Below are 21,158 nucleotides of genomic sequence, written 5' to 3'. Positions count from 1 at the left end.
GCTGCAGCGTCCTCGCTGCAGGAGCAGGCCAGCGGGCTCAGTCAGGTGGTCAGTGTGTTCAGGCTGGAGGGTGGGCAGATGGCGCCCGGCCAAAGGCCTGCGCGCGCGGCGTTGCCCCCTTTGGTTCGAGCCCTTTCCAGGCAAACAATTTTTACTGATACAGCGCAGGAGCCAGCATGAACATCAGGAATTTGAAAATCGGTACCCGTCTGGGGATGGGCTTCGCGGTGGTTCTTCTTTTTCTGGGCGTGATTGCCGGGCTTGGCGTATGGCGGCTCCAGAGCGTCGGCCATGCGACCGCGGCGATGGCCAGTGAGGCGCTGCTCAAGGAGCGTCTCGCCGCCGAATGGCTGGTGGCTACGAGCACCAACAGTGTCCGGACATTTGCGCTGGTCAAAAGTACGGATCCGGATGACCAAAAGTACTTTCAGAAAAGCATCGCCGCGACCAGTCTTAGCATCACCGGAATTTCGAAAAAACTGCTGGACATGCTGGATACGGCAGAAGAAAAAAAGCTGTATGAAGACAGCATGGTCAAAAGGACCGCGTATATCGGGTTTCGCACGGCAGCCTTGAAACTGAAAACGGATGGTCAGGCGGCACAGGCCGTGGAACTGGTTGATGGAAAACTGGTGCCGGCCCTGGAAGCTTACGATGCGAGCATCAAGGCCATGTTGTCTCAACAGAAGACCAACATTGACCAGACGGTGGCCTCGATTGACTTGTTGTACCGCTCCGGCCGCTTCATGCTGATTTCCCTGGCGCTGGTGGCGCTGGCCTTGGGCGGCCTGCTTTCCTGGTGGCTGACGGTCGGTATTACCCGTCCGCTGGGCCGCGCCCTTCAGGTGGCAGAAACGGTGGCTGCCGGCAATCTGACCAGCCGGATTGAAGTGACAAGCAAAGACGAGACCGGCCAGCTGATGCAGGCCCTGAAAGACATGAACGACAGCCTGGCCAAGGTGGTCGGCGAAGTCCGCAGCGGCACCGACACGATAGCGACAGCGTCCAGCCAGATCGCCGCCGGCAACCACGACCTGTCATCCCGCACCGAAGAGCAGGCCAGCTCGCTGGAAGAAACCGCAGCGTCCATGGAAGAGCTGACGTCCACCGTCAAACAAAACGCCGACAACGCCCGTCAGGCCAACCAGCTGGCGGTGACCGCCTCCAGTGTCGCTGTTCGCGGCGGCAGCTCGGTCGCCGAAGTCATGGGCACCATGAGCGCCATCAACGCTTCGTCCAGAAAAATTGTCGACATCATCGGCGTGATCGACGGCATTGCCTTCCAGACCAACATCCTGGCCCTGAACGCCGCCGTTGAAGCGGCCCGGGCCGGCGAGCAGGGAAGAGGTTTTGCCGTGGTGGCCGCAGAAGTCCGAAACCTGGCCCAGAGAAGTGCGGCAGCGGCCAAGGAAATCAAGACCCTGATCGGCGACTCCGTCGACAAGGTCGAGGAAGGCAGCAAACAGGTGGCCGAGGCCGGCAAGACCATGGACGAGATTGTGGACAGCGTCAAACGCGTGACCGACATCATGGCCGAGATCACGGCGGCCAGCCAGGAGCAGACGGCGGGAATAGAGCAGATCAACCAGGCGATCACGCAGATGGACCAGGTGACGCAGCAAAACGCTGCGCTGGTGGAAGAAGCCGCTGCTGCAGCGTCCTCGCTGCAGGAGCAGGCCAGCGGGCTCAGTCAGGTGGTCAGTGTGTTCAGGCTGGGCAGCGAGCCGGTGCAGCACCAGAACCACCAGGCGCCCGTCCGTCCTGCGAGCCCCAAGGCCAAGCCTATGCAGCCGCCCAAAGCCAGGCAGGCCATTGCTGCGCCGCGCAAGCCTGCTGCTCCGGCCGGCGAGTTGGCCACGGCCGGGGGCAACTGGGAAACGTTCTAGCTCATGAGTTCCCGGAGTATGGATGCTGAAGTTTTCTGCAAACGGGCCGTTGCTTCATCCTCAAGTTTTCCGGGGAAATGTCGTTATCTATTCCAGAGGCAGTCGAAAACGGCCGCCGGGTTACCGGGTAACAGTCGCCGCCTTGAAAGGCCAGCTTAATGTCGAATAGCATGTTTTATACCGGTCTGAGTGGCCTCAATGCCGCGCAGGCTGCACTGGTGACCACTGGCCACAATACCGCCAACGTCAATACCCCCGGCTACAGCCGCCAGGCTGCGCAGCTTGCATCGAGTGGCGGCACTTACAGCCCCAGCGTCGGGTTCTTCGGCAACGGTGTCAAGGTGGGCGACGTGACACGCAGTTACGACCAGTACCTGGTGTCGCAGCTCAACCAGGCGCAGTCCCTGAACCAGTCGCTGACCACCTACTCCACGCAGATCAGCCAGATCGACAACCTGCTGGCCGATCAGAAAGCGGGCCTGGCACCCCAGCTGCAGTCCCTGTTCACCAATATCCAGGCGGTGGCCAACACTCCGGCCGATCCGGCGGCACGGCAGCAGCTGATCAGTTCCGCCCAAGCCACGGCCAACCAGTTTCGTTCCATGGACCAGTACCTGACCGGCCTCAACGGCAGCGTCAACGACCAGATTGCCGGCAGTGTCGAGCAGATCAACACCTATGCCGAGCAGATCGCCAGCCTGAACAAGCAAGTGGCCATGCTCAGCAATGCCACTGGCGGACAGGCGCCCAATGACCTGCTGGATCAACGGGACCAACTGGTCAATGAGTTGGGGCAGTTAATCGGCACCAAGCTGGTGGTGCAGGACGGCGGCCAGTACAACATCTTCATTGGCAATGGGCAGACCCTGGTGCTGGGCGACAAGGCCACCAGGCTGGCGGCGGTGCCATCGTCGGGCGACCCCACCCGCGCCGTTGTCGCGGTGGTGAACGCTGCCGGCAATGCCGTGCAACTGCAGGACAGCATGCTCGGCGGCGGTGGCTCGCTCGGCGGGCTGTTGCAATTTCGCAGCGAAACGCTGGCCCCGGCGCAAAACTCGCTGGGCCGCATGGCGATTGTGTTGGCCGATACTTTCAATGCCCAGCAGAACCTTGGCATTGATCTGAACGGTGTTCTGGGTTCTGATTTCTTCTCGCAGGCCAGCCCCGGTGTACTGTTGAACAGCAAGAACACAGGCAACCTGGTGTTGACGCCGTCTTTTTCCGACAGCAACCAGTTGACCACCAGCGACTACCGCCTGGACGTGACCGCCGGACCGGCCTACACCCTGACGCGGCTGTCGGACAACCAGACCATTCCCCTGGCAGCTGGTTTTCCCGGTGTAGCGCCTGCGGACACCACCACCTTCGACGGCGTCACCCTGACGTTGGCCAGCGGCGCCGGCGCACCGGGCGACTCTTTCCTGATTCAGCCCACCCGCACCGGCGCACGTGACCTGTCGGTGCTGGTGTCCGACCCGGCAAAAATCGCAGCGGCTTCCCCCATCGTGACCGGCAACACCGCCGGCAACCAGGGCAGCGGCGCCATCAGCGCCGGAAAAGTCGACGCCGCCTACCTGGCGACACCGCTGGCGGCCACGGTGACACTGACCTACAACAGCGCCACCAATCAATTGTCGGGTTTTCCGGCCGGAGCCGCCGTCACGGTGACGCCTGCCAACGGTGTGCCCGACCCTGCCAGCCCCTACGCCGCGGGCGCGCCCGTGACGTATTCGCCGGGGGCGACCATGAGTTTCAATGGCATCACCGTCACCATCAGCGGCCAGCCGTCGAACAGCGACCGGTTCACCGTGGAAAAAAACAGCGGTGGCGTTTCCGATGGCAGCAATGCCCTGCTGCTGGGCGCCTTGCAAAACAAGAAAACCATGGGCAATGGGTCGGCCAGCTTCAACGACGCGTATGCGCAACTGGTCAGCAGCGTCGGCAACAAGGCCCGCCAGATCCAGATCGCCGGTACCGCCCAGACCAGCCTGACCACCCAGATCCGGTCTGCCCAGCAGTCGGTATCGGGTGTCAACCAGGATGAAGAAACCGCCAATTTGCTGATGTTCCAGCAGATGTACCAGGCCAATGCCAAAGTGATCCAGACGGCGTCAACGATGTTTGACGCGGTCTTGGGCATCAGCCGCTAAACCTTGCCCAGGAGTTCACGATGCGCATCAGCACCCAGTCTTTTTACGAACAGAGCCAGACCGCCATAGGCGCGCAGCAAAGCAGCCTGCTGCGGGTGCAACAACAGATGGGCGCCATGACCAAAATCCTCGCGCCGTCGGACGACCCCCTTGGCGCCACGCGCGCGTTGGCGGCCTCGCAGTCGATCGCGCTGAACTCGCAATACGCGACCAGTCGCGCGCAGGCCACGCAGACCCTGTCGCTGGAAGAAAACAGCCTGCAAAGCGTCACCACCATCCTGCAGAACATCAAGGGCCTGCTGGTCCAGGCCGGCAATGGCACGATGGCCGACGCTGACCGGACCACCATTGCCACCACCTTGCAAAGCAGCATTGACCAGTTGCAGGGCCTGGCAAACACCGATGACGGCAATGGGCAGTTCCTCTTCGCTGGCTTCAAGAGTGCCAGCGCGCCGTTTGTGCGGCAGGCCGACGGCAGCATCCTCTATGCCGGCGACCAGGGCCAGCGCCTGATGCAGGTGGACGTGTCCCGGCAGATGGCCGGCATGGACGACGGCCGCAGCATTTTTCAGACCGTGCAGGGCGGCGCAGGCTACGTCAGTGCATCGCCCGTCGGTAATACCGGTAGCGGCGTGTTTGGCGCGACGTCGGTGACGGATCTGGCCGATCCCAACTACGGCAAGGACTTCGTGATCAGTTTTCCGACGGCCACCACCTACCAGGTCGATACAGCGACGGTGCCGCCGGTCGCTGTGGTGCCAGCCACGGCGTTCACGGCAGGCAGTCCCCTCCAGTTCGGTGGCCTGCAGATCAGCATCACCGGCGCTCCCGCCGCGGGCGACAGCTTCAGCGTCGCCACGGCAAAAAATGCCGGAACGGACATGTTTGCGGCGATTGGTGATGTGGTCGCCGCGTTGCGGGCGCCGGTGGACAACGCCGGCCCGGCCGCGCAGGCCAAGCTGTTGAACGCGTTGAGCACCGGCAACAGGAAGATCACCAATGCACACGACAACGTCCTGACAGTGCGCGCCTCGGTCGGCACGCGCCTGCAGGAGCTGGACGCGCTGGGAGCCACCGGTGGCAGCCGCGCGCTCTACGACAAGAGCTACCTGTCCGACCTGCAGGACCTGGACTATGCGCGCGCTATTTCCGAGTTTTACCAGCGCCAGACCGCACTGCAGGCCAGCCAGCAGACCTTTGTGAGAATCCAGCAGATCTCGCTGTTCAATTACCTGTAGGCCTCATGGCTGTGCAGGCAGACGCGCTATCTGCTATACATTTAATAGCTGTCTGCATCCGTGGATATTGGGCTAAGGCCTCAAACCTTGCAAAAACTCCAGCGTGGTCGAAAACCCCGCTGCAAACCGCGGCTCCAGAAAAGGCGCCAGGTACTGCATCAGCAACTGCAGCATGGCCATGCCGGCCAGCAGCGTGATGGGAAAACCAACGGCAAAAATGCTGAACTGCGGCGAGACCCGGTTCAGGATGCCCATGGCCAGGTTCAGGGTCAGCAGCGTGGCGATGAGCGGCAGCGCCAGCATGAGGCCGGCCGAAAAAATCTCGCCACCCGCCGCCGCCAGCAGGAACCAGCCGCCGGCAGCCAGGGGGGCATCGGCCACCGGCAAGGCCTGGAAACTTTCTGCCAGTGTCATGATCACCACCAGATGGCCGTCTACCGCCAGGAAAATCAGCATGGCCATCACGTTGAGCAGGCGGGCGATGACCATGGTGTTGCCGCCGCTGGTCGGGTCGAAAAAGGACGCAAAGGACAGGCCCATTTGCAGGCCCACGTATTCACCGGCCGCCTGCACCGCAGCAAACACCAGGCGCATGGAAAAACCCATCGCCGCACCAATGAGGACTTGCTGGATCAGGATCCAGAAGCCGGCGGCAGACACCAGCGGCACCGCAGGCATGGCACCCAGCGTGGGCGCAACAACAATGGCCAGCAGGGCGGCGAGGCCGACCTTGGCGGCGCGCGGCACCGCGGCTTCGCTGAAGATGGGCGCGGTGCTGATGAGCGCCAGCATGCGCACAAAAGGCCAGAGAAAGGCCACCATCCAGAGATTGAGCTGGTCGGAGGTGACCGAGAAAACAGGAGGCATCAGCCGACGAGTTGCGGAATGGATGAAAACAGGTTGCGCATGTAGTCCAGCACGCTGTTGAGCATCCACGGACCCGCAATCACCAGCGTTGCAAACACGGCCAGCAGCTTGGGAATGAACGACAGCGTCATTTCATTGATCTGGGTTGCCGCCTGGAACAGGCTGATCAGCAAACCGGTGACCAGGGCCACCAGCAGCAGGGGCGCGCCGAGCAGCAGCGAGAGCTTCATGGCCTCGTAGCCGAGTGCCATGACTGATTCAGGTGTCATGTGTCGATCTTTCCCGGTGCGGCAGCGTCAGGTGTAAAAACTCTGGGCCAGCGCCCCGATCAGCAGCTGCCAGCCATCGACCAGGACGAACAGCATCAGTTTGAACGGGAGTGAAATCGTGGCGGGCGGCACCATCATCATGCCCATGGACATCAACACGCTGGCAACCACGAGGTCGACGATGAGGAAGGGAATGAAGATCGTGAAACCGATCTGGAAAGCGGTCTTGAGCTCGCTGATCACAAAGGCGGGCAGGAGGATTCTCAATGTGACCTGTTCCGGCCCTTCCAGTTTCTCGATGTTGGCCAGCTTGGCAAACAGCGCCAGGTCAGCCTCGCGGGTCTGCTTGAGCATGAACTGCTTGAAGGGCTCGACGCCGCGCTCCAGGGCCTGTTCGGCACTGATCTTGTTTTCGGCAAAAGGTTTGTAGGCCGTGCTGTGCACCTTGTCGAAGACGGGCGACATGACAAAAAAGGTCAGAAACAGCGAGAGCCCGACCAGCACCTGGTTGGGCGGCGACGATTGTGTACCGATGGCCGTGCGCAGCAGGCCGAGCACGATGAGAATCCGGGTGAAGCTGGTCATGGACAGCAGCAGGGCCGGTAGAAAAGACAGAGAAGTCAGCAGCACCAGAGTCTGAACGCTGAGCGACCACGTCTGGCTTCCGCCCGGTCCGCGCGAGCTGGTGACGCCTGGCAGGCCCTGGGCAGAGGCCAGGGTCGGCAACAGCATCAGGGCCAGCATCAGCAATGGCCAAAGGAGCGGCAGCGCTGCGCGGCTTTGCGGGTGGACAGGATGTGTCACTGTCCATCCCGCTTTCTCAGCTTGTTCAGGGATTCCGCCAGCCTTTGCGAAAACGCACTTGCGCCTGCGAGGCCGCCGAAGGACGGCGTCGCTTCTGATTCGGAGAGCTTTTGCGCCGGCATGGTGTGCAGCGCGCTGACCTGGCCCGCGGCGACGCCAAGCACCAGCCACGAGCCGCCGATTTCCACCACCACGACACGTTCGCGCTGGCCCACCATGGCGCTGGACACTACTTTGAGAAGGCGACCGCCTCCGACCTGCTGCAGGCCGAAGCGCCGTGCAGCCCAGGCGCAGAGGAAGATGAGGGCAAGCACCACGGCCAGGCCCAGGCCAGCCTGCAGCAGGCCGGCGGCGCCGAATGAGCGCACGGGTTCTGCAGTCGCGGTGGGAACGGTCGGCAACACCGCACCGGCTGAAAAACTGATGCAGGCCAGCGCGGTGGCGGCCAGCGCACGGATGTCCGGCCGGCTCATCGGTTCAGCTTCTGCATGCGTTCGGACGGCGTGATGATGTCCGTCAGGCGGATGCCGAACTTGTCGTTGACCACCACCACTTCCCCCTGCGCAATCAGGTAGCCGTTGATGAAGACATCCATCGGCTGCCCCGCCAGACCATCCAGTTCGACAACCGAGCCCTGCGACAGCTGGAGCAGGCTCTTGATGGTGATGCGCGTGCGTCCCAGTTCAGCGGTCAGCTGGACAGGAACGTCGAGCACCCTGTCGATGTCGCCCCTGGCAATCTCGGAACCCGCATGGCTCTGCAGCGGCTGGAAAACCCGCTCGCCGGCCGGCGTGGACGGTGCTGCGGGTGCCGGAGGCGGGGGGACAGGGGCGGGTGCAGGTTCAGGTGCAGAGGCGAGCGCCTGCTCGGCGAGCGCGCTGCCCCAGTCGTCCAGTTCTGCTGCCGGCTCTTGCTTGCTGTCTTCACTCATGGTCTTTTCCCTTGCTGGAGTCGCTGTCTTGGTGGTGGATCATTTTTTCCACGCGCAAGGCATAGTGGTTGTTGGAAGTGCCGTAGCCGCATTCCATGACGGGCACACCGTTGACCTTGCCGATGATCGTTTCCGGAATCTCGACAGGCAGCACGTCGCCGGCCTGCAGCCTGAGCAGCTGGCCGATGCTCGAGTCCATGGTCAGGAAATGCGCCCTGAGCTCGACGTCGGCGCTTTGCACCTGCTGCGACAGCTGCTTGACCCAGCGTTTGTCAACTTCGATTTCGTCCTGCAGCGGGTTGGACAACAGGTCCCGGATCGGCTCGATCATGGAATACGGAATGCAGACATTGAGCGCGCCGCCGATGGGGCCGAACTCGATCTGGAATGTGGTGTTGATCACAACTTCGTTGGGCGCCACGATATTGGCCAGTTTGGCGTGCATCTCGGAACGCACATATTCAAAGTCAAGCGGATAGACCGGCTGCCACGCGCTGCCGTAACTTTCCAGCGTGAGGTTGAGCAACCGTTTGATGATGCGCTGTTCGGTCTGGGTGAAGTCGCGGCCCTCGATCCGGACGTGGTAACGGCCGTCGCTGCCGAACAGGTTGTCCACCACGAGGAAAACCAGCTTGGGATCAAACACGAACAGGGCGGTGCCGCGCAACGGCTTCATGTGCATGAGGTTGATATTGGCCGGAACCGGCAGGTGCCGGATGAAGTCGCCGTACTTCTGGATCTGCACCGCGCCGACCGAAATGTCGGCACTGCGCCGCATGAAGGTCAGCAGCGCACTGCGCAGGTGACGGGCGAAACGATCGTTGATGACCTCCAGCGTGTGCATGCGGCTGCGCACGATGCGATCGTCGGTACCGAGGTTGTAGGTCGGCGGACCTTCCGGAGGAGGTGGCGGGGCACTGACTGAGTCGGTGTCACCGGTGACACCCTGCAGCAGCGCATCTACTTCGTCCTGGGACAGCTGCTGGTCATAAGCCATGGGTGAATTTCATTGAGCGGGTTACTGCAGCATGAAAGTCGTGAACATCACGCTGGATATCTTCAGCGACGGCAAATTGGCCGCAAAGGGCTGGTTGAGCGTTGTCATGATGTCGGCGGCCAACTGGGCTCTTTCTTCCGGGGTGACCAGCGACTCGCCCGCGCGGTTGGACAGGGCCGAGAGAAGCCGGCTGCGCACTTCCGGCAGGTATTGGGTGACCAGGGCCTGCGACTTGACGTCCGGAGCCTTCAACGTAACGGCCACATGCAGAAAGCGGTTGCGGCCGTTGGGCTGTAGATTGACGGTCATGGGCTCCAGGGCGATGAAAATCGGATCGGCGGGCGCCGCTGCGACGGGCGCGGCCTGCTTGCGCTGGATGGTCAGGTAGTAGGCTGCGCCAGCCACCGCCAGAACGACCAGCGTGGCCAGAACAATCAGCAGGACGAGGAGCTTGCGGGACTTGGGCGCATTGGGTGTCTTCGCGGGGGGGGTGCTGGTTGCCATGACTTTGCTGTTGGGGTTTGAGAATCGATTGTTTTCGAAAACCGGCGCGCGGCATCACCGGATAAGCAGGGGTAAAACGCGTCAGATCCGGCATTTGCCGGACACGCGCCTCATGGCGCGTCTCAAGCGTAGGTGTCCACGCTGATCCCTCTGCCGGTCGGCTGCGAAGCTTGCATGGCTGGCAGGACCACAGGTGCCAGGTTGTCGGGCGTGCGCTCTGCCCGGTAGCCCCGCTGGCCGGACTGCCCGTTCTGGCTCTGGGCGAAGGCCGTTTGTGGCTGACTTTCGGAGTTGACCGACGTGTTGCCAAGGCTGATCCCGCTGTCAGCCAGGGTGCTACGCAATTGCGGCAATGCGGCTTCCACGGCGGCACGCACCGAGGAATGGGCCGATACAAACATGGCCTGGACCTGTTGGTCGTTCAGGCTCAGTGTGACCTTCAGAGGGCCGAGCCCTGGAGGATTGAGCTGGAGCTCGGCCACCTGTTCGCCGCCCCTGCCCATGTGAATCATCTGCTGACCCAGGGCCTTGCCCCATTCGCCGCTGCCGACCTCAGGAGCGAGGGACCGGGCCATGGCGGCAGGCGCCGCACTGGAGGCAAGCATCCCGGCCGGTGCGGGCATTGCTGCGACGCCGGCCGGACTGATGGCCGGGTTGGCGCTGGCGGTCGGCATGTCGGCGGCAGCCGCCTGACCGACGGCGCTGGTGCTGTTGGCGACGCCGGTCGGCGTGGCCTCGGGCGCTGCCATCGCCGGAAGGGGCGTTTTGACGCTGCCGTGTGTGGTGTCGGGTTCCGGGCCGCTGTCTGCGGTTGTTTCGGCGGAGACCTGCGGCAGATCTCCGGCGCTGTCAGGGTGCTGCGGCGACTGACCGGCAGTGCCACTGTCCGAAGCGCCGGATGGGCTGGATGGGCTGGATGGGCCGGTGATGCCAGCGGTGGTCAACGCTACTGCCGGGCCGGCCTCCGCTGCCTGGAGCCGGGTGGGCCGGGCGGGTAGCGCGGGTAGCCCTTTGTCCTTCTGGCTGGCGGCAACCAGCTCGGGTGCCGGCTCGCTTGCCAGCTTCAGTTGTGGCGTCGCCTCGCCAGCGGATGCGACCGTCGCAGGCGCGGTGATCGGTTCGCCCGCCATCGCCATGTCTGCCGTGAGGGTTTTCCCCGCAAGCAGACCGGTGAGCGCCGGGGCGGCAGCGCCGGAGATGGTGCCAGCGACTGGCGCCGCGGCAGCACTGCCGGCAGCCAACACTTTGGGCAGCAGATTTTCCAGCGGGACGAGGGGCAGCGCCATTGCGTTGACCAACTCGTCCGGATCGGCCTTGCGGCTCTCCGGCGGGCGCCGGGCCGGCGCGGCAAAGGTGGCCTTGTCTTCGGCTTTGCTGGCCGCCTCGCCAGCGGGCGCGAGTGAGCGGGAAAGTACGGCGCCGAAACTTTCGGCGCCGTTTGAATCCGGCTCCTCGCTGCGTGCGGACGACTGGGACGGTTGACTGTCGGGCGGGCGGGGCGCGCTGATGGATGAAAGAATAGAAGACATGTTTTTCTCGGGTGAATTCAGTCGGCCACGGTGCCTGCGCGCAGGTAGAACTGCCGGGAAGTGCGTTCGTCACTGTCGCGCTGCTCTTTCTTGCCGAGCCTGACCATTTCCTGCTGGCGAACCCGGTTGGCCAGCGTGTCGAAGGAGTTGAGGCGGCGCTTGTTGTTTTGCCAGTCCCCGCGTCCGTGCGCCAGCCGCGTGTCGGCCTGGACGGTCAGGGCGCGCTGCTGCTCGATGGCGCCGTCCAGCGTGCTGATGAAGTTCTGGAAATTGCGCACATGGGACGACGACAAGCCTGCCTGCATCTGCTGCTGCAGCTGGACCAGGTATTCCTGCCGGTACTGCAGCAACATTTCCAGTTTTCCGGCTGCGCTGGTGTGGGCGTTCTGCAGCTGGCCCAGCCGCCGGGTTGCCTCGTCGGTCTTGTTTTGCGCCAGTTCGATCAGTGTCGCGAGAGGGAGCTTGTTGGGCACGGCGTTTTCTCCTGGTGGTTCGAGGGGCTACAGTGATTGCGTCAGCGGGGTCAGGACTGGAACAGGCTGTTGAGCTGCGCGGTGGCGGCCGCGTAGTCGACGCGTTCTTCCATCGTTTGCTGCAGGAAAGCCTCAATTTTTGGGTACAGGGCAATGGCCTGGTCCAGCTGGGTGTCGTGACCGGGCGCATAGGCTCCCACGCTGATCAGATCGCGATTGCGCTGATAACGCGACAGGGCTTGCTTGAAACCGCGAATGACCTGGAATTGCGCGGGCTCGATCAGCGCGGTCATGGCGCGGCTGATGGACGCTTCGATGTCGATCGCCGGGTAGTGGCCGGATTCGGCGAGGCTGCGCGACAGCACCACGTGGCCGTCAAGGATGGCGCGCGCCGAGTCCGCAATCGGGTCCTGCTGGTCGTCGCCTTCTGTCAGTACCGTGTAGAACGCGGTGATGGAGCCGCCCCGACCCTCGGCATCGCGAGCACCATTGCCCGCGCGTTCCACCAGGGCGGGCAGCTTGGCAAACACTGAGGGCGGGTACCCTTTGGTGGCCGGCGGTTCGCCGACGGCCAGCGCGATCTCCCGCTGGGCCATCGCGTAGCGGGTCAGCGAGTCCATGATCAGCAGGACATTTTTCCCCTGGTCTCGAAAATACTCCGCCAGGCAGGTCGCGTAGGCGGCACCCTGCAGGCGAAACAGGGGCGAGGTATCGGCCGGTGCCGCCACCAGCACGGCGCGGGCCATGCCTTCCTTGCCCAGCGTGTTTTCAATGAAGTCCTTGACTTCGCGGCCGCGTTCGCCAATCAGGCCAACCACAATCACGTCGGCGCTGGTGTAACGTGCCATCATGCCCAGCAGCACACTCTTGCCGACGCCGGAGCCTGCGAACAGGCCCATGCGCTGGCCGCGGCCGACGGTCAGCAGGCCGTTGATGGCGCGCACTCCGACATCGAGCACGCTGTCAATCGGCGCGCGGGTCAGCGGGTTGATGGGGGCGGCCGCCAGCGGCACTTCTCGCGAAAAATCGAGCGGACCCAGCCCGTCGAGTGGCCGTCCGGCCGCATCGACCACACGGCCCAGCATGCCGTCGCCCACCGGCAGGCGTTTGGTTCGTGGCCCGGTGCCACTGGCATGGCCTCCGGGCGATTCCAGCGCGTAAACCCGGGCTCCCGGCAGGAGGCCGTCCACCTCGCTTTGGGGCATCAGGAAAATGCGGTCGCCAGCGAAGCCGACCACTTCAGCCTCGGCGTGTTTTTGGGGGTAGCCGGGAGGCAATTCAATCAGGCAATCGCTGCCGACCGGCAGTCGCAGCCCGACCGCTTCGAGGACCAGTCCCACGGCGCGTGTCAGCCGGCCATAGGTGCGCACCGGAACACTGAGCGCCACGGAAGACCGGGCGTCTTCCAGGAGGGTTTGCCAGGCCTCCAGCGGTGGCTTGGTGGTGGCGTCGGGGGTGTCAACCATGAATCAACGCGGCGGTGGCGGTCATGTGGGGTCCCAGCGCCGCGGTGACGCGGTCCCAGCGGCTTTGCAGTGTGGCGTCCCGCTCGCCGCTGGCTGCCAGAACGCGGCAGCCGCCGCGCTGGGTATCCGCGTCGGCACGGATTCGCCATCCCGCAGCCTGCAGGTCGTCAGCGAGGTGTTCCTGCACCAGCGCCGCATCATCCGGGTGCAGGACCAGCTGGGGCGAACCGGTCAGGGCGGGCTCCGCTTGAAGCAACTCGCGGACCGTCGGCAAAATGGCCTGTGGATCCAGAGCCAGCGTCTGGCCCAGCACCTGACGCGCAATGTCCATCGCCAGCGCCAGCAACTGTCCGGCGACCTCGCGCTCGGCAAGGCGCAAGGCGGCGGGAAGCGCCTGGGTCAATGCCCGCAGGTGGTCGGCTTGTTCATGGACGGCCGCCATCGCGGCGGTATGGCCCTCGGCCTGTCCCTGCACGTAACCCTGTTGGCGCCCTTCTTCCGCCCCGGCCTGCCGCGCCTGAAGCCGCAGACGGGCCAGTTCGGTTTCATCGATCAGCAGCTCCGGCTTGAGCGGCTCGACGATGACAGGCGCCCCGGGTTCAGCGGAAACGGGCGCCATGTCCTGCGCAAGGGAGGTCATTTCCCAGCGTTCCCAGGCGGTCATCTGCTCCTTCGCTGCGCCGGGCCGACGCACGGCAGGCGCGGCGAAGCCGGAGGCAAACCGGTCGGTACCGGAACGCTGCGCGAGCGGGGCCTTGTCATACATAAGAGTCGCTTCCCTGTCCGCCAAGCACGATTTCCCCGGCATCGGCCAGGCGGCGCACGATCAGCAGAATGCCTTTTTGCTCGGTTTCGACCTGCGATACCCGTACCGGACCGCGCATCTCGATGTCCTCGCGCAGCATTTCGGCAGCGCGTTGCGACATGTTCTTGAGGAACTTGTCGCGCAGTTCCTGTGGCGCGCCCTTGAGCGCAATGATCAGCGACTCCGACTCCACTTCCTTGAGCAGGAGCTGGACGCTGCGGTCTTCGAGTTCCAGCAGGTTTTCGAAGAGGAACATCTCGTCGATCATTTTTTGCGCCAGCGCTTCGTCATGCTCGCGAACATGCTTGATCACGCTTTCTTCCTGCGCGCTGCTCATCATGTTGACAATTTCGGCAGCGGCGCGGATGCCGCCGAGACGGCTGCGTTTGCCGCCGTCGCCGCCCAGCATGTCGGTCAGCACCTCGGTCAGTTCCTTGAGTGCTGCAGGCTGAACGCCGCCGAAGGTGGCCACGCGCAGGACCGCATCGTGGCGCGCGCGCTCGGGGAGGAGTTCCAGGACGTCCGCAGCCTTGTTGCGTTCCATGTGGACCAACAGCGTGGCGATGATCTGCGGATGTTCGTCGCGAATCAGCTCGACTACTTCGGTGGCCTCCAGCTGGTTCAGCCGCTCGATGCCGCTGACCGATTCATTCGACTGCAGGATGCCCTCCAGCAGATCTGCGGCACGGTCATTGCCCATGGCCTTGTTCAACACGGCGCGCAGATAGCTGCCCGAATCCAGATGGAGTGCCGAGTACTGTTCGGTCTCGAGGCGGAACTCTTCCAGAACGTCATTGACCTCGGTACGTTTGACATGCGCCAGGGTGGCCATGGCCTCGCCGAGCGCCTGGACTTCGCTGGGGGACATCTGCTGCAGCACCTTGCCGGCAGCCTCCTCGCCGAGCGTCATCAGTAGGATGGCGCTTTTACGTGTTCCTTCGTCAAACATTTTTTTCGTCCATCCAGTGTTTGATCAGCATGGCGACAGCCCGGGGCTCCTTGGCGGCTGTTTCCTGCGCATACCGGATGTTCTCCAGATGGCGCTCGGCTTGCCGTTCCTGCGATTGCGCCACTGTGTCTGCGGAGGGAGTCTCTTCCTGGCCCGGCGCTGTTGCCTGGGCGGGCACCGGATGCAGATGCTTGCGCAGCAGCGGCCGCAGCACTGCAAACCACAGGTACAGGGCCAGTATTCCCAGCAACAGGTATTTGCCGCCGGCTTTGGCCATTTCGATGTTGTCGGGCTGGCGCCAGGCGGGCAGTTCCGGCGCGTCGCTGGCATCCGAGGCAAACGGGCTGTTGACCACATTGAGCGAGTCACCGCGTTCGGCGCTGAAACCCATGGCCTGCCTGGCCAGGTTTTTGATCTGCTCCAGCTCGGCGGCTGGCAGCGCCTGCGCGGCGCGCTTGCCCTGGGCGCCCGTGGCGCCGCGGTAATTGACCACCACGGCCACCGACAGGCGCTTGATGCCACCCGCCCCTTGCTGCACATGGCGGATCGAGCGGTCCACCTCATAGTTGGTGGTCACGTCCTTGCGTGTATTGCTGCTCGCTGCGCTGCTGCGCGCCAGCGTGCCGCCTGCACTCAGCTCCGTGCTCATCTTGAGTTGCCCTGCCGCCGGGGCACCGGGCTTGCCCGCCTGTGCCGGATTGACGATGGGGGCGACCGGGTCGGGCGGCGGCTGGTTGCTCAGGGCGCCCGGAACGCCGCCTACCGGATTGCCGCCTTGCTGGCCGGATTCGCTGGACTGCTGGCTCCGGACCGCAGCGCTGCCGGGTTCCTGGTTGGGGCGGTACTTCTCGTCGGTGTTCTCGACGATGGAGAAATCGATGTCCGCCGCGACCTGCGCGTGGACATTGCCGCTGCCGACGATGGGCTGCAGGATGGTTTCGATACGGCGGATGTAGCCCTGTTCGATCTCCTGCGCATATTTGAGCTGGCTGACATCGAGGCCGCGTGTGCCGGCGTTCGCCGCAGACAGCAGGTTGCCCGCCTGGTCCACCACGGTGATGCTTTTGGCCGACAGCTCCGGTACGCTGCTGGAGATCAGATGAACAATGGCGCTGATCTGGCCCTCGTCGATGGTCCGTCCGCGATGCAGGGTCAGGACCACGGAAGCACTCGGCTTTTTCTGGTCGCGCACGAAGAGCGATGGTTTTGGCAACGCCAGATGAACGCGTGCCGATTCCACGGCGGAAATCGAATTGATCGACCGCGCGAGTTCGCCTTCGAGTGCGCGCTGGTAATTGACCTGCTCGGCAAACTGGCTGGTGCCGAACTTCTGGCTGTCCATCAGCTCGAAACCCACCGTACCGCCTTTGGGCAGACCCTGGGAGGCCAGCCGCAGGCGGGCTTCGGGAACCTTGTTGGCCGCAACCAGCAATGCCCCGCCGCCTTCGGCGAACTTGTAGGGAATGTTCATTTGCTGCAGCGACGCGATGATGGCTCCACCGTCGCGATCCGACAGGTTGCTGTACAGCACGCCGTAGTCCGGGGCGCGGCTCCACAGCCACAGGGCTGCGACCGCCGCCACCGCGGCAGAGGCGCCGATCATCAGCGGCAGGCGGGGATTGGCCCGCAGCTGCTCCAGCCACGGCAGGACTTTGGGCAGGGCTGCGTCAGTGCCCATGGCAGCAGAACTCATGCGTTCATCCGCCTATCGCCGCGGCACGGAGGTGGTCCGAGCCAGTGGATGTCCGGCAGTCCGGATGCCTGCGGAGGCTGCAGATCGGCGACAGGGCAGAAACGACAGGTGACATACAACAGTGGTTGATTAGTGAGGCATAAGCCGAAGGGCCGTCTGGCCGGTGCTGGGGCATCCGGTGTTCGTGAATGATTGTCAGAGCGCGGTGTCTTTCCCGATCAGCCGAATAGCCGGGGGTTTTGCCGTCTTTTGGCAGGATGCGCCGCCTGACCCGCTGGTACGCTTCAAGCCGTTCATCAAGCAATGGGCGCACAGGCGCCAGGAAAACACCATGGCGATATCTTCTATTGAGTCCGTCCTGCAGCAAATGCGGGTTCTTGCCCAGACTTCGGGTCATCCTTCGGCGGTGAGCGGCGAGGTGGCCGGTGGCGGATTTGCAGGCGAACTGCGCAAATCGCTGGACCGCATCAGTGACGCCCAGCAAACCGCCTCCAGACAGGCCGAGGACTTCGAACTCGGCAAGCCCGGGGTGGCGCTCAACGACGTGATGGTGGATATGCAAAAGGCCGGCATCGGCTTCCAGATGGGCCTGCAGGTGCGTAACCGGGTGGTCGCTGCCTACCAGGAAATCATGAACATGCCTGCCTGACAGAGGGGCAGCCTGGCGAAGGGGGTCTTTTTTGGCGTTGGCGCTAAAGGTTTTTCCGGGTCTGGCCGTTAACTTGAATAACGGTGGCTTGCAGACTGTCTCGGCAAGCAAGGCCAACGTGACGGCAAGTTAGCCGGAGTCCACAACCTTTGTCAATCAGGAGTCCCTCATGGCCCAAGTCATCAATACCAATTCGCTTTCCCTGCTCACGCAGAACAACCTCAACAAGTCGCAGTCATCGCTGAACACCGCGATCCAGCGCCTGTCTTCCGGCCTGCGCATCAACAGCGCCAAGGATGACGCCGCCGGCCAAGCGATCGCCAACCGCTTCACCTCCAACATCAAGGGTCTGGCCCAGGCGCAGCGCAATGCCAATGACGGCATCTCGCTGGCTCAAACCACGGAAGGCGCACTGACTGAGGTCAATACCAACCTGCAGCGTATCCGCGAGCTGGCTGTCCAGTCCGCCAACGGCTCCAACTCCGCAGCTGACAAAGCCTCGATCCAGGCTGAAATTACCCAGCGTCTTGAAGAAATTGACCGCACCTCTGCTCAAACCGATTTCAACGGCGTGAAAGTGCTGGCTGCCAACAACAAGCTGTCGGTCCAGGTCGGCGCTAACGATGGCGAACGCATCGACATCAACCTCAAGAAAATCGACTCCACCAGTCTTGCGCTGAACTCACTGACGGTGTCCAACAATGAGTTGCCCGTCGGCGGCGCCATTAGCGCGGTTAACAACGCGGCAGGTACGGCTTCGTCCAACGTCAGCCTGTCTTCCGCTGCCACAACCCTGAGCACGTCCACCGGCTCGACGGTTGCAGCTGCCGATCTGTCCTTGCATGAAGTCCAGACCGCCGCCGGTGCTGGCACGGGCAAGTTTGTCGTCAAGTCTGGCGAGGACTACTACGCGGCGTCCGTGAATCGCGCCACTGGCGCCGTCACCCTGAACACGGCCGTCATCAAGTTCGCTGACGGTGCAAACGGTATTGCCACCGCCAGCGCTGTGACCTTGGCCGCTGCGCCCGTGAAGGTGGGTGTTGACGCTGCTGGTGCGGTCACAGCCTTTACCACCGTGCAGGGCAAAAACTACACCACCACAGAAATTGATACGGAAGCTCTGGTTGATGGTGGCGGAACGACCACGGCCATCGCTGCTGGCGCCGTGGTGATTGAGTTGAGCACCGACGCTGACCAGACCAAGACGGCTGAATTCACGGGTGCAGCTACCGCGAATCCGCTGGCCAAGATTGATGCGGCGCTGAAGCAGGTCGACGATCTGCGCGGCTCCCTCGGTGCTGTGCAGAACCGTTTTGACTCCGTGATTTCCAACCTCGGCACCACGGTGACCAACCTGTCTTCCTCGCGTTCACGCATCGAAGACGCGGACTACGCAACCGAAGTGTCCAACATGACGCGCGCGAACATCCTGCAACAGGCCGGTACCTCGGTGTTGGCCCAGGCCAACCAGACCACCCAGGGCGTGTTGTCCCTGCTGCGTTAATCGCCAAAAGCGTGCGTCCCCGGGCGCACGCTGCTGGCTTTATGTGCAATTCAGGCGGTCCGACCGCCTGCGTTAAGCCGTCCCGCCTGGTATCAGGCGGGAGTGCCTAGCGAAATTTTCAGGAGAGCAAGCTGTGACGATTCCCGCCAACGCCGTGACCACCGCCTCGTCGCGCGAAGCTATGCCTTCCTCCGTGGGGCCCCGCAGAAATGCCGGCATGCCGGCCGAACCAGCGGCAACTGCCCCGGTTGGCAAAAAGTCGGCGCCCGGACAGGCGCAGGAGCGTGCCGCGCTGGCCGAGATCAACCAGACCCTGAGGATGGCCTCCATTGGCGTGCAGTTTGAATTCGACAAGGAAGCCGACACCATGATCGTCAAGGTGGTGGACGTGGACAGCGGCGAGCTGATCCGGCAGATGCCTTCGGAAGAGGTGGTGCGCATCTCCCGGGCGCTGGGCAGGCTGCAGGGCCTGCTGGTTCACCAGACCGCTTAATTCAGGAAAGTTCAGGAGTTTTCATGGCCTCAGTTGCAAGTTTGGGTGTCGGATCGAATCTCGATCTGAGCGGCCTGCTCACCAGTCTCACCAAAGCCGAAAGCCAGCCGCTGGTGATGCTTCAGAAGCAGCAGATCAGCTACACCGCGAAGTTGTCCGCGTACGGCACGTTGCAGAACGCGCTCAGCAGCTTCCAGTCGGCAGCCAGCAAACTGGCGGACGCCAACCTGTTCCAGGGTGTCAAGGCCGCCTCCAGTGCGACCGACGTGCTGGCGGCCTCCGCTTCGGCGACGGGTGTCGCCGGCAGCTACTCGATTGAGGTGACCCAGCTGGCACAGTCGCAATCGCTGGCTGCTGCCGGGGTGATGGACCCCAAGGCCGTCATCGGCAAAGGCACGGTGGCGCTTGATTTCGGCAGCATCTCCGGCGGCACGCTCGATCCGGTCACCGGCACCTACAGCGGGGCAGGTTTTTCGCCGGATGCCAGCCGCGCGGCGCAATCCATCGTGATCGACGACAGCAACAATTCGCTCGAAGGCCTGCGCGACGCCATCAACGGCAATGCCTCCATGGGGGTGACGGCCAGCATCGTCAACGATGGCGGTGCATCGCCCTACCGCCTGGTCCTCAGCTCCAATCAGACGGGGGAGGCGTCAAGCATGCGTATTGCCGTGACGGGCGACGCCAGCCTGCAGGGGCTGCTGAACCATGACCCCTCCGCGTCGCAGGCCCTGCAGCAGACCGCAGCGGCCCGCAACGCAGCCCTCAAGGTCAACGGCATCGCCGTGACGTCGAAAACCAATACGGTGGCGGAAGCGGTTCAGGGTGTCACGATGACGCTGGCCAAGACGGGTACCAGCACCCTGACGGTCAGCCGTGATACCGGTTCGGTGGAAAGCGCGGTCAGCAGTTTTGTCACTGCTTACAACAGCTTGCAGGCCACGGCCGGCCAACTGAGCCGATACGACACGGAAAAAAACACCGGCGCACCGCTGGTTGGCGATTCGACATTGCGCACCATCCAGACCAGGATTCGGGCCGCGCTCAACACGCCGCAGGTCGGCGAACTGAAGGTCCTGTCCAAAGTCGGTGTGAGTTTTCAGAAGGACGGCACGCTGACTCTGGACACCGGCAAGCTGAAGACCGCTTTTGCAGACAACCGGAGTGCTTTCGCGGAGCTGTTTGCGGGGGCCGGCGGCAGCGCGGGCGTGGGCAAGCAGGTGTCGGCGCTGGTCGACACCTTCACCGGTGCCAGCGGCATGCTCAATGCCGCCACCACGGGCGTCAAGACCACCCTGAAATCCCTGGACAACCAGTACGCCGCCACCGAAACCCGGGTCCAGGCCACCGTGGCACGTTACCGGGCGCAGTTTACCCAGCTCGACTTGATGGTTTCCCGCATGACCTCCACCTCTAATTACCTGACGCAGCAGTTCGCCAACATGAGTTCAAGCAAATAGACCTGAAGGCTATATGTACACCCCCTCCCACTCCTACAATTCGGGCGCAAGCGCCTACGCCAAGGTCGGCACTGAAAGCGGGGCCATGAGCGCCTCCCCGCACCAGCTGATCACCATGCTGTTCGATGGCGCCAAAACGGCCATTGCCATGGCGCGTCACCACATGGCCAACAACGACATCAGCGCCAAGGGCCAAGCCATTTCCAAGGCCATCAACATCGTCGACAACGGCCTGAAAGCGAGCCTGGACCCCGACGCCGGCGGCATGGCCGGTGCCGAACTGGTGGCCGACCTGTCGGCGTTTTACGACTATGTCACCCAGCGCCTTCTTTTTGCCAACCTGCGCAACGACCCTGCGCTGCTCGACGAGGCCGACCGCTTGCTGGACAACATCAGCTCCGCGTGGCGCGAAATCGACCCCCAGCAGTCCCGGCCGTTGCCGGCTGCCGACGCCGCGCCCGGGGCGGCCCGTTTTTCTGCAGGAGCGTGAC

21 protein-coding genes are annotated in these 21,158 nt (G+C 63.4%); 8 read left to right on the top strand and 13 right to left on the bottom strand.

The features are described from left to right. The first annotated feature begins 176 nt into the window (after window positions 1-176). The 3 genes from PSV26_RS11580 to flgL all read left to right on the top strand — a co-directional run bounded on the left by PSV26_RS11580 (window position 177) and on the right by flgL (window position 5,274). Window positions 177-1,886: a methyl-accepting chemotaxis protein gene (locus tag PSV26_RS11580; protein WP_300570803.1), complete on the top strand. Its 1,710-nt coding sequence runs from the start codon at window positions 177-179 to the stop codon at window positions 1,884-1,886. A gap of 158 nt (window positions 1,887-2,044) precedes the next feature. Further along, window positions 2,045-4,036, top strand: coding sequence for a flagellar hook-associated protein FlgK (flgK, locus tag PSV26_RS11575; RefSeq protein ID WP_300570800.1), 1,992 nt, complete (start codon window positions 2,045-2,047; stop codon window positions 4,034-4,036). Between the two features lie 20 nt (window positions 4,037-4,056). Then, window positions 4,057-5,274 carry a flagellar hook-associated protein FlgL gene (gene flgL, locus PSV26_RS11570; protein WP_300570797.1) on the top strand — a complete coding sequence of 406 codons (1,218 nt, stop codon included), beginning with the start codon at window positions 4,057-4,059 and terminating at the stop codon, window positions 5,272-5,274. 72 nt (window positions 5,275-5,346) lie between these two features. Here the strand turns inward: flgL and fliR are convergent, their stop codons facing one another. From fliR to fliF, 13 genes are all read right to left on the bottom strand, one after another. Beyond that, a complete protein-coding gene (gene fliR, locus PSV26_RS11565; RefSeq protein WP_096699906.1) occupies window positions 5,347-6,141 on the bottom strand; it encodes a flagellar biosynthetic protein FliR in 795 nt (264 codons plus the stop codon). Then, a complete protein-coding gene (fliQ, locus tag PSV26_RS11560; protein ID WP_096699905.1) occupies window positions 6,141-6,410 on the bottom strand; it encodes a flagellar biosynthesis protein FliQ in 270 nt (89 codons plus the stop codon). Before fliQ ends, fliR begins: the two co-directional genes overlap by 1 nt. A 27-nt stretch (window positions 6,411-6,437) precedes the next feature. Beyond that, window positions 6,438-7,154, bottom strand: a complete 717-nt coding sequence (gene fliP, locus PSV26_RS11555; protein ID WP_300570792.1) for a flagellar type III secretion system pore protein FliP — start codon at window positions 7,152-7,154, stop codon at window positions 6,438-6,440. A gap of 56 nt (window positions 7,155-7,210) precedes the next feature. Further along, window positions 7,211-7,687, bottom strand: coding sequence for a flagellar biosynthetic protein FliO (gene fliO, locus PSV26_RS11550; protein WP_300570789.1), 477 nt, complete (start codon window positions 7,685-7,687; stop codon window positions 7,211-7,213). Continuing rightward, the gene (gene fliN, locus PSV26_RS11545; protein WP_300570786.1) at window positions 7,684-8,145 is read right to left on the bottom strand and encodes a flagellar motor switch protein FliN; all 462 of its coding nucleotides are present in this window, start codon (window positions 8,143-8,145) and stop codon (window positions 7,684-7,686) included. Before fliN ends, fliO begins: the two co-directional genes overlap by 4 nt. Then, a complete protein-coding gene (fliM, locus tag PSV26_RS11540) occupies window positions 8,138-9,142 on the bottom strand; it encodes a flagellar motor switch protein FliM (RefSeq protein ID WP_300570783.1) in 1,005 nt (334 codons plus the stop codon). The genes fliN and fliM overlap by 8 nt, the downstream gene beginning before the upstream one ends. A gap of 21 nt (window positions 9,143-9,163) precedes the next feature. Then, window positions 9,164-9,646: a flagellar basal body-associated protein FliL gene (gene fliL / locus PSV26_RS11535; protein WP_300570780.1), complete on the bottom strand. Its 483-nt coding sequence runs from the start codon at window positions 9,644-9,646 to the stop codon at window positions 9,164-9,166. A 122-nt stretch (window positions 9,647-9,768) separates the two neighbouring features. Continuing rightward, complete coding sequence (locus PSV26_RS11530) at window positions 9,769-11,175, bottom strand: flagellar hook-length control protein FliK (protein ID WP_300570778.1); 1,407 nt, start codon at window positions 11,173-11,175, stop codon at window positions 9,769-9,771. A 17-nt stretch (window positions 11,176-11,192) separates the two neighbouring features. Continuing rightward, window positions 11,193-11,648, bottom strand: coding sequence for a flagellar export protein FliJ (gene fliJ, locus PSV26_RS11525; protein WP_300512347.1), 456 nt, complete (start codon window positions 11,646-11,648; stop codon window positions 11,193-11,195). Between the two features lie 50 nt (window positions 11,649-11,698). Continuing rightward, complete coding sequence (gene fliI, locus PSV26_RS11520) at window positions 11,699-13,114, bottom strand: flagellar protein export ATPase FliI (protein WP_300512346.1); 1,416 nt, start codon at window positions 13,112-13,114, stop codon at window positions 11,699-11,701. Next, complete coding sequence (fliH, locus tag PSV26_RS11515) at window positions 13,107-13,880, bottom strand: flagellar assembly protein FliH (protein WP_300570775.1); 774 nt, start codon at window positions 13,878-13,880, stop codon at window positions 13,107-13,109. Before fliH ends, fliI begins: the two co-directional genes overlap by 8 nt. Beyond that, window positions 13,873-14,868 carry a flagellar motor switch protein FliG gene (gene fliG / locus PSV26_RS11510; protein WP_300570772.1) on the bottom strand — a complete coding sequence of 332 codons (996 nt, stop codon included), beginning with the start codon at window positions 14,866-14,868 and terminating at the stop codon, window positions 13,873-13,875. Before fliG ends, fliH begins: the two co-directional genes overlap by 8 nt. Continuing rightward, window positions 14,861-16,561, bottom strand: a complete 1,701-nt coding sequence (gene fliF, locus PSV26_RS11505; protein WP_300570769.1) for a flagellar basal-body MS-ring/collar protein FliF — start codon at window positions 16,559-16,561, stop codon at window positions 14,861-14,863. Before fliF ends, fliG begins: the two co-directional genes overlap by 8 nt. Before the next feature lie 331 nt (window positions 16,562-16,892). Here fliF and fliE point away from each other — a divergent pair, with 331 nt between their 5' ends. The 5 genes from fliE to fliS all read left to right on the top strand — a co-directional run bounded on the left by fliE (window position 16,893) and on the right by fliS (window position 21,157). Next, window positions 16,893-17,210, top strand: coding sequence for a flagellar hook-basal body complex protein FliE (gene fliE / locus PSV26_RS11500; protein ID WP_300570766.1), 318 nt, complete (start codon window positions 16,893-16,895; stop codon window positions 17,208-17,210). 169 nt (window positions 17,211-17,379) lie between these two features. Continuing rightward, the gene (locus tag PSV26_RS11495; protein WP_300570763.1) at window positions 17,380-18,714 is read left to right on the top strand and encodes a FliC/FljB family flagellin; all 1,335 of its coding nucleotides are present in this window, start codon (window positions 17,380-17,382) and stop codon (window positions 18,712-18,714) included. A gap of 133 nt (window positions 18,715-18,847) precedes the next feature. After that, window positions 18,848-19,207, top strand: coding sequence for a flagellar protein FlaG (locus PSV26_RS11490; protein WP_300570760.1), 360 nt, complete (start codon window positions 18,848-18,850; stop codon window positions 19,205-19,207). Between the two features lie 23 nt (window positions 19,208-19,230). Beyond that, on the top strand, window positions 19,231-20,667 hold the full coding sequence (gene fliD, locus PSV26_RS11485) for a flagellar filament capping protein FliD (RefSeq protein WP_300570758.1): 1,437 nt from the start codon (window positions 19,231-19,233) through the stop codon (window positions 20,665-20,667). 13 nt (window positions 20,668-20,680) lie between these two features. Beyond that, entirely contained in the window at window positions 20,681-21,157 is a 477-nt protein-coding gene (gene fliS / locus PSV26_RS11480) for a flagellar export chaperone FliS (RefSeq protein ID WP_300570755.1), read from the top strand. Window position 21,158: the final 1 nt, after the last annotated feature.

Source organism: Polaromonas sp. (assembly GCF_029945685.1).
In the GTDB taxonomy this organism is placed as follows: Bacteria; Pseudomonadota; Gammaproteobacteria; order Burkholderiales; family Burkholderiaceae_C; genus Polaromonas.
This window is presented reverse-complemented; position numbering and strand designations above follow the sequence as displayed.

Bases quoted from the DNA above. Each gene is read 5' to 3' on its own strand.
- fliP (WP_300570792.1), bottom strand. From the start codon at position 7,154: ATGCTGGCCCTGATGCTGTTGCCGACCCTGGCCTCTGCCCAGGGCCTG.
- fliL (WP_300570780.1), bottom strand. From the start codon at position 9,646: ATGGCAACCAGCACCCCCCCCGCGAAGACACCCAATGCGCCCAAGTCC.
- fliQ (WP_096699905.1), bottom strand. From the start codon at position 6,410: ATGACACCTGAATCAGTCATGGCACTCGGCTACGAGGCCATGAAGCTC.
- PSV26_RS11580 (WP_300570803.1), top strand. From the start codon at position 177: ATGAACATCAGGAATTTGAAAATCGGTACCCGTCTGGGGATGGGCTTC.
- fliE (WP_300570766.1), top strand. From the start codon at position 16,893: ATGGCGATATCTTCTATTGAGTCCGTCCTGCAGCAAATGCGGGTTCTT.
- flgK (WP_300570800.1), top strand. From the start codon at position 2,045: ATGTCGAATAGCATGTTTTATACCGGTCTGAGTGGCCTCAATGCCGCG.
- fliG (WP_300570772.1), bottom strand. From the start codon at position 14,868: ATGTTTGACGAAGGAACACGTAAAAGCGCCATCCTACTGATGACGCTC.
- flgL (WP_300570797.1), top strand. From the start codon at position 4,057: ATGCGCATCAGCACCCAGTCTTTTTACGAACAGAGCCAGACCGCCATA.
- fliN (WP_300570786.1), bottom strand. From the start codon at position 8,145: ATGAGTGAAGACAGCAAGCAAGAGCCGGCAGCAGAACTGGACGACTGG.
- fliM (WP_300570783.1), bottom strand. From the start codon at position 9,142: ATGGCTTATGACCAGCAGCTGTCCCAGGACGAAGTAGATGCGCTGCTG.
- fliS (WP_300570755.1), top strand. From the start codon at position 20,681: ATGTACACCCCCTCCCACTCCTACAATTCGGGCGCAAGCGCCTACGCC.
- fliD (WP_300570758.1), top strand. From the start codon at position 19,231: ATGGCCTCAGTTGCAAGTTTGGGTGTCGGATCGAATCTCGATCTGAGC.
- fliH (WP_300570775.1), bottom strand. From the start codon at position 13,880: ATGTATGACAAGGCCCCGCTCGCGCAGCGTTCCGGTACCGACCGGTTT.
- fliF (WP_300570769.1), bottom strand. From the start codon at position 16,561: ATGAGTTCTGCTGCCATGGGCACTGACGCAGCCCTGCCCAAAGTCCTG.
- PSV26_RS11530 (WP_300570778.1), bottom strand. From the start codon at position 11,175: ATGTCTTCTATTCTTTCATCCATCAGCGCGCCCCGCCCGCCCGACAGT.
- PSV26_RS11495 (WP_300570763.1), top strand. From the start codon at position 17,380: ATGGCCCAAGTCATCAATACCAATTCGCTTTCCCTGCTCACGCAGAAC.
- fliR (WP_096699906.1), bottom strand. From the start codon at position 6,141: ATGCCTCCTGTTTTCTCGGTCACCTCCGACCAGCTCAATCTCTGGATG.
- fliO (WP_300570789.1), bottom strand. From the start codon at position 7,687: ATGAGCCGGCCGGACATCCGTGCGCTGGCCGCCACCGCGCTGGCCTGC.
- fliI (WP_300512346.1), bottom strand. From the start codon at position 13,114: ATGGTTGACACCCCCGACGCCACCACCAAGCCACCGCTGGAGGCCTGG.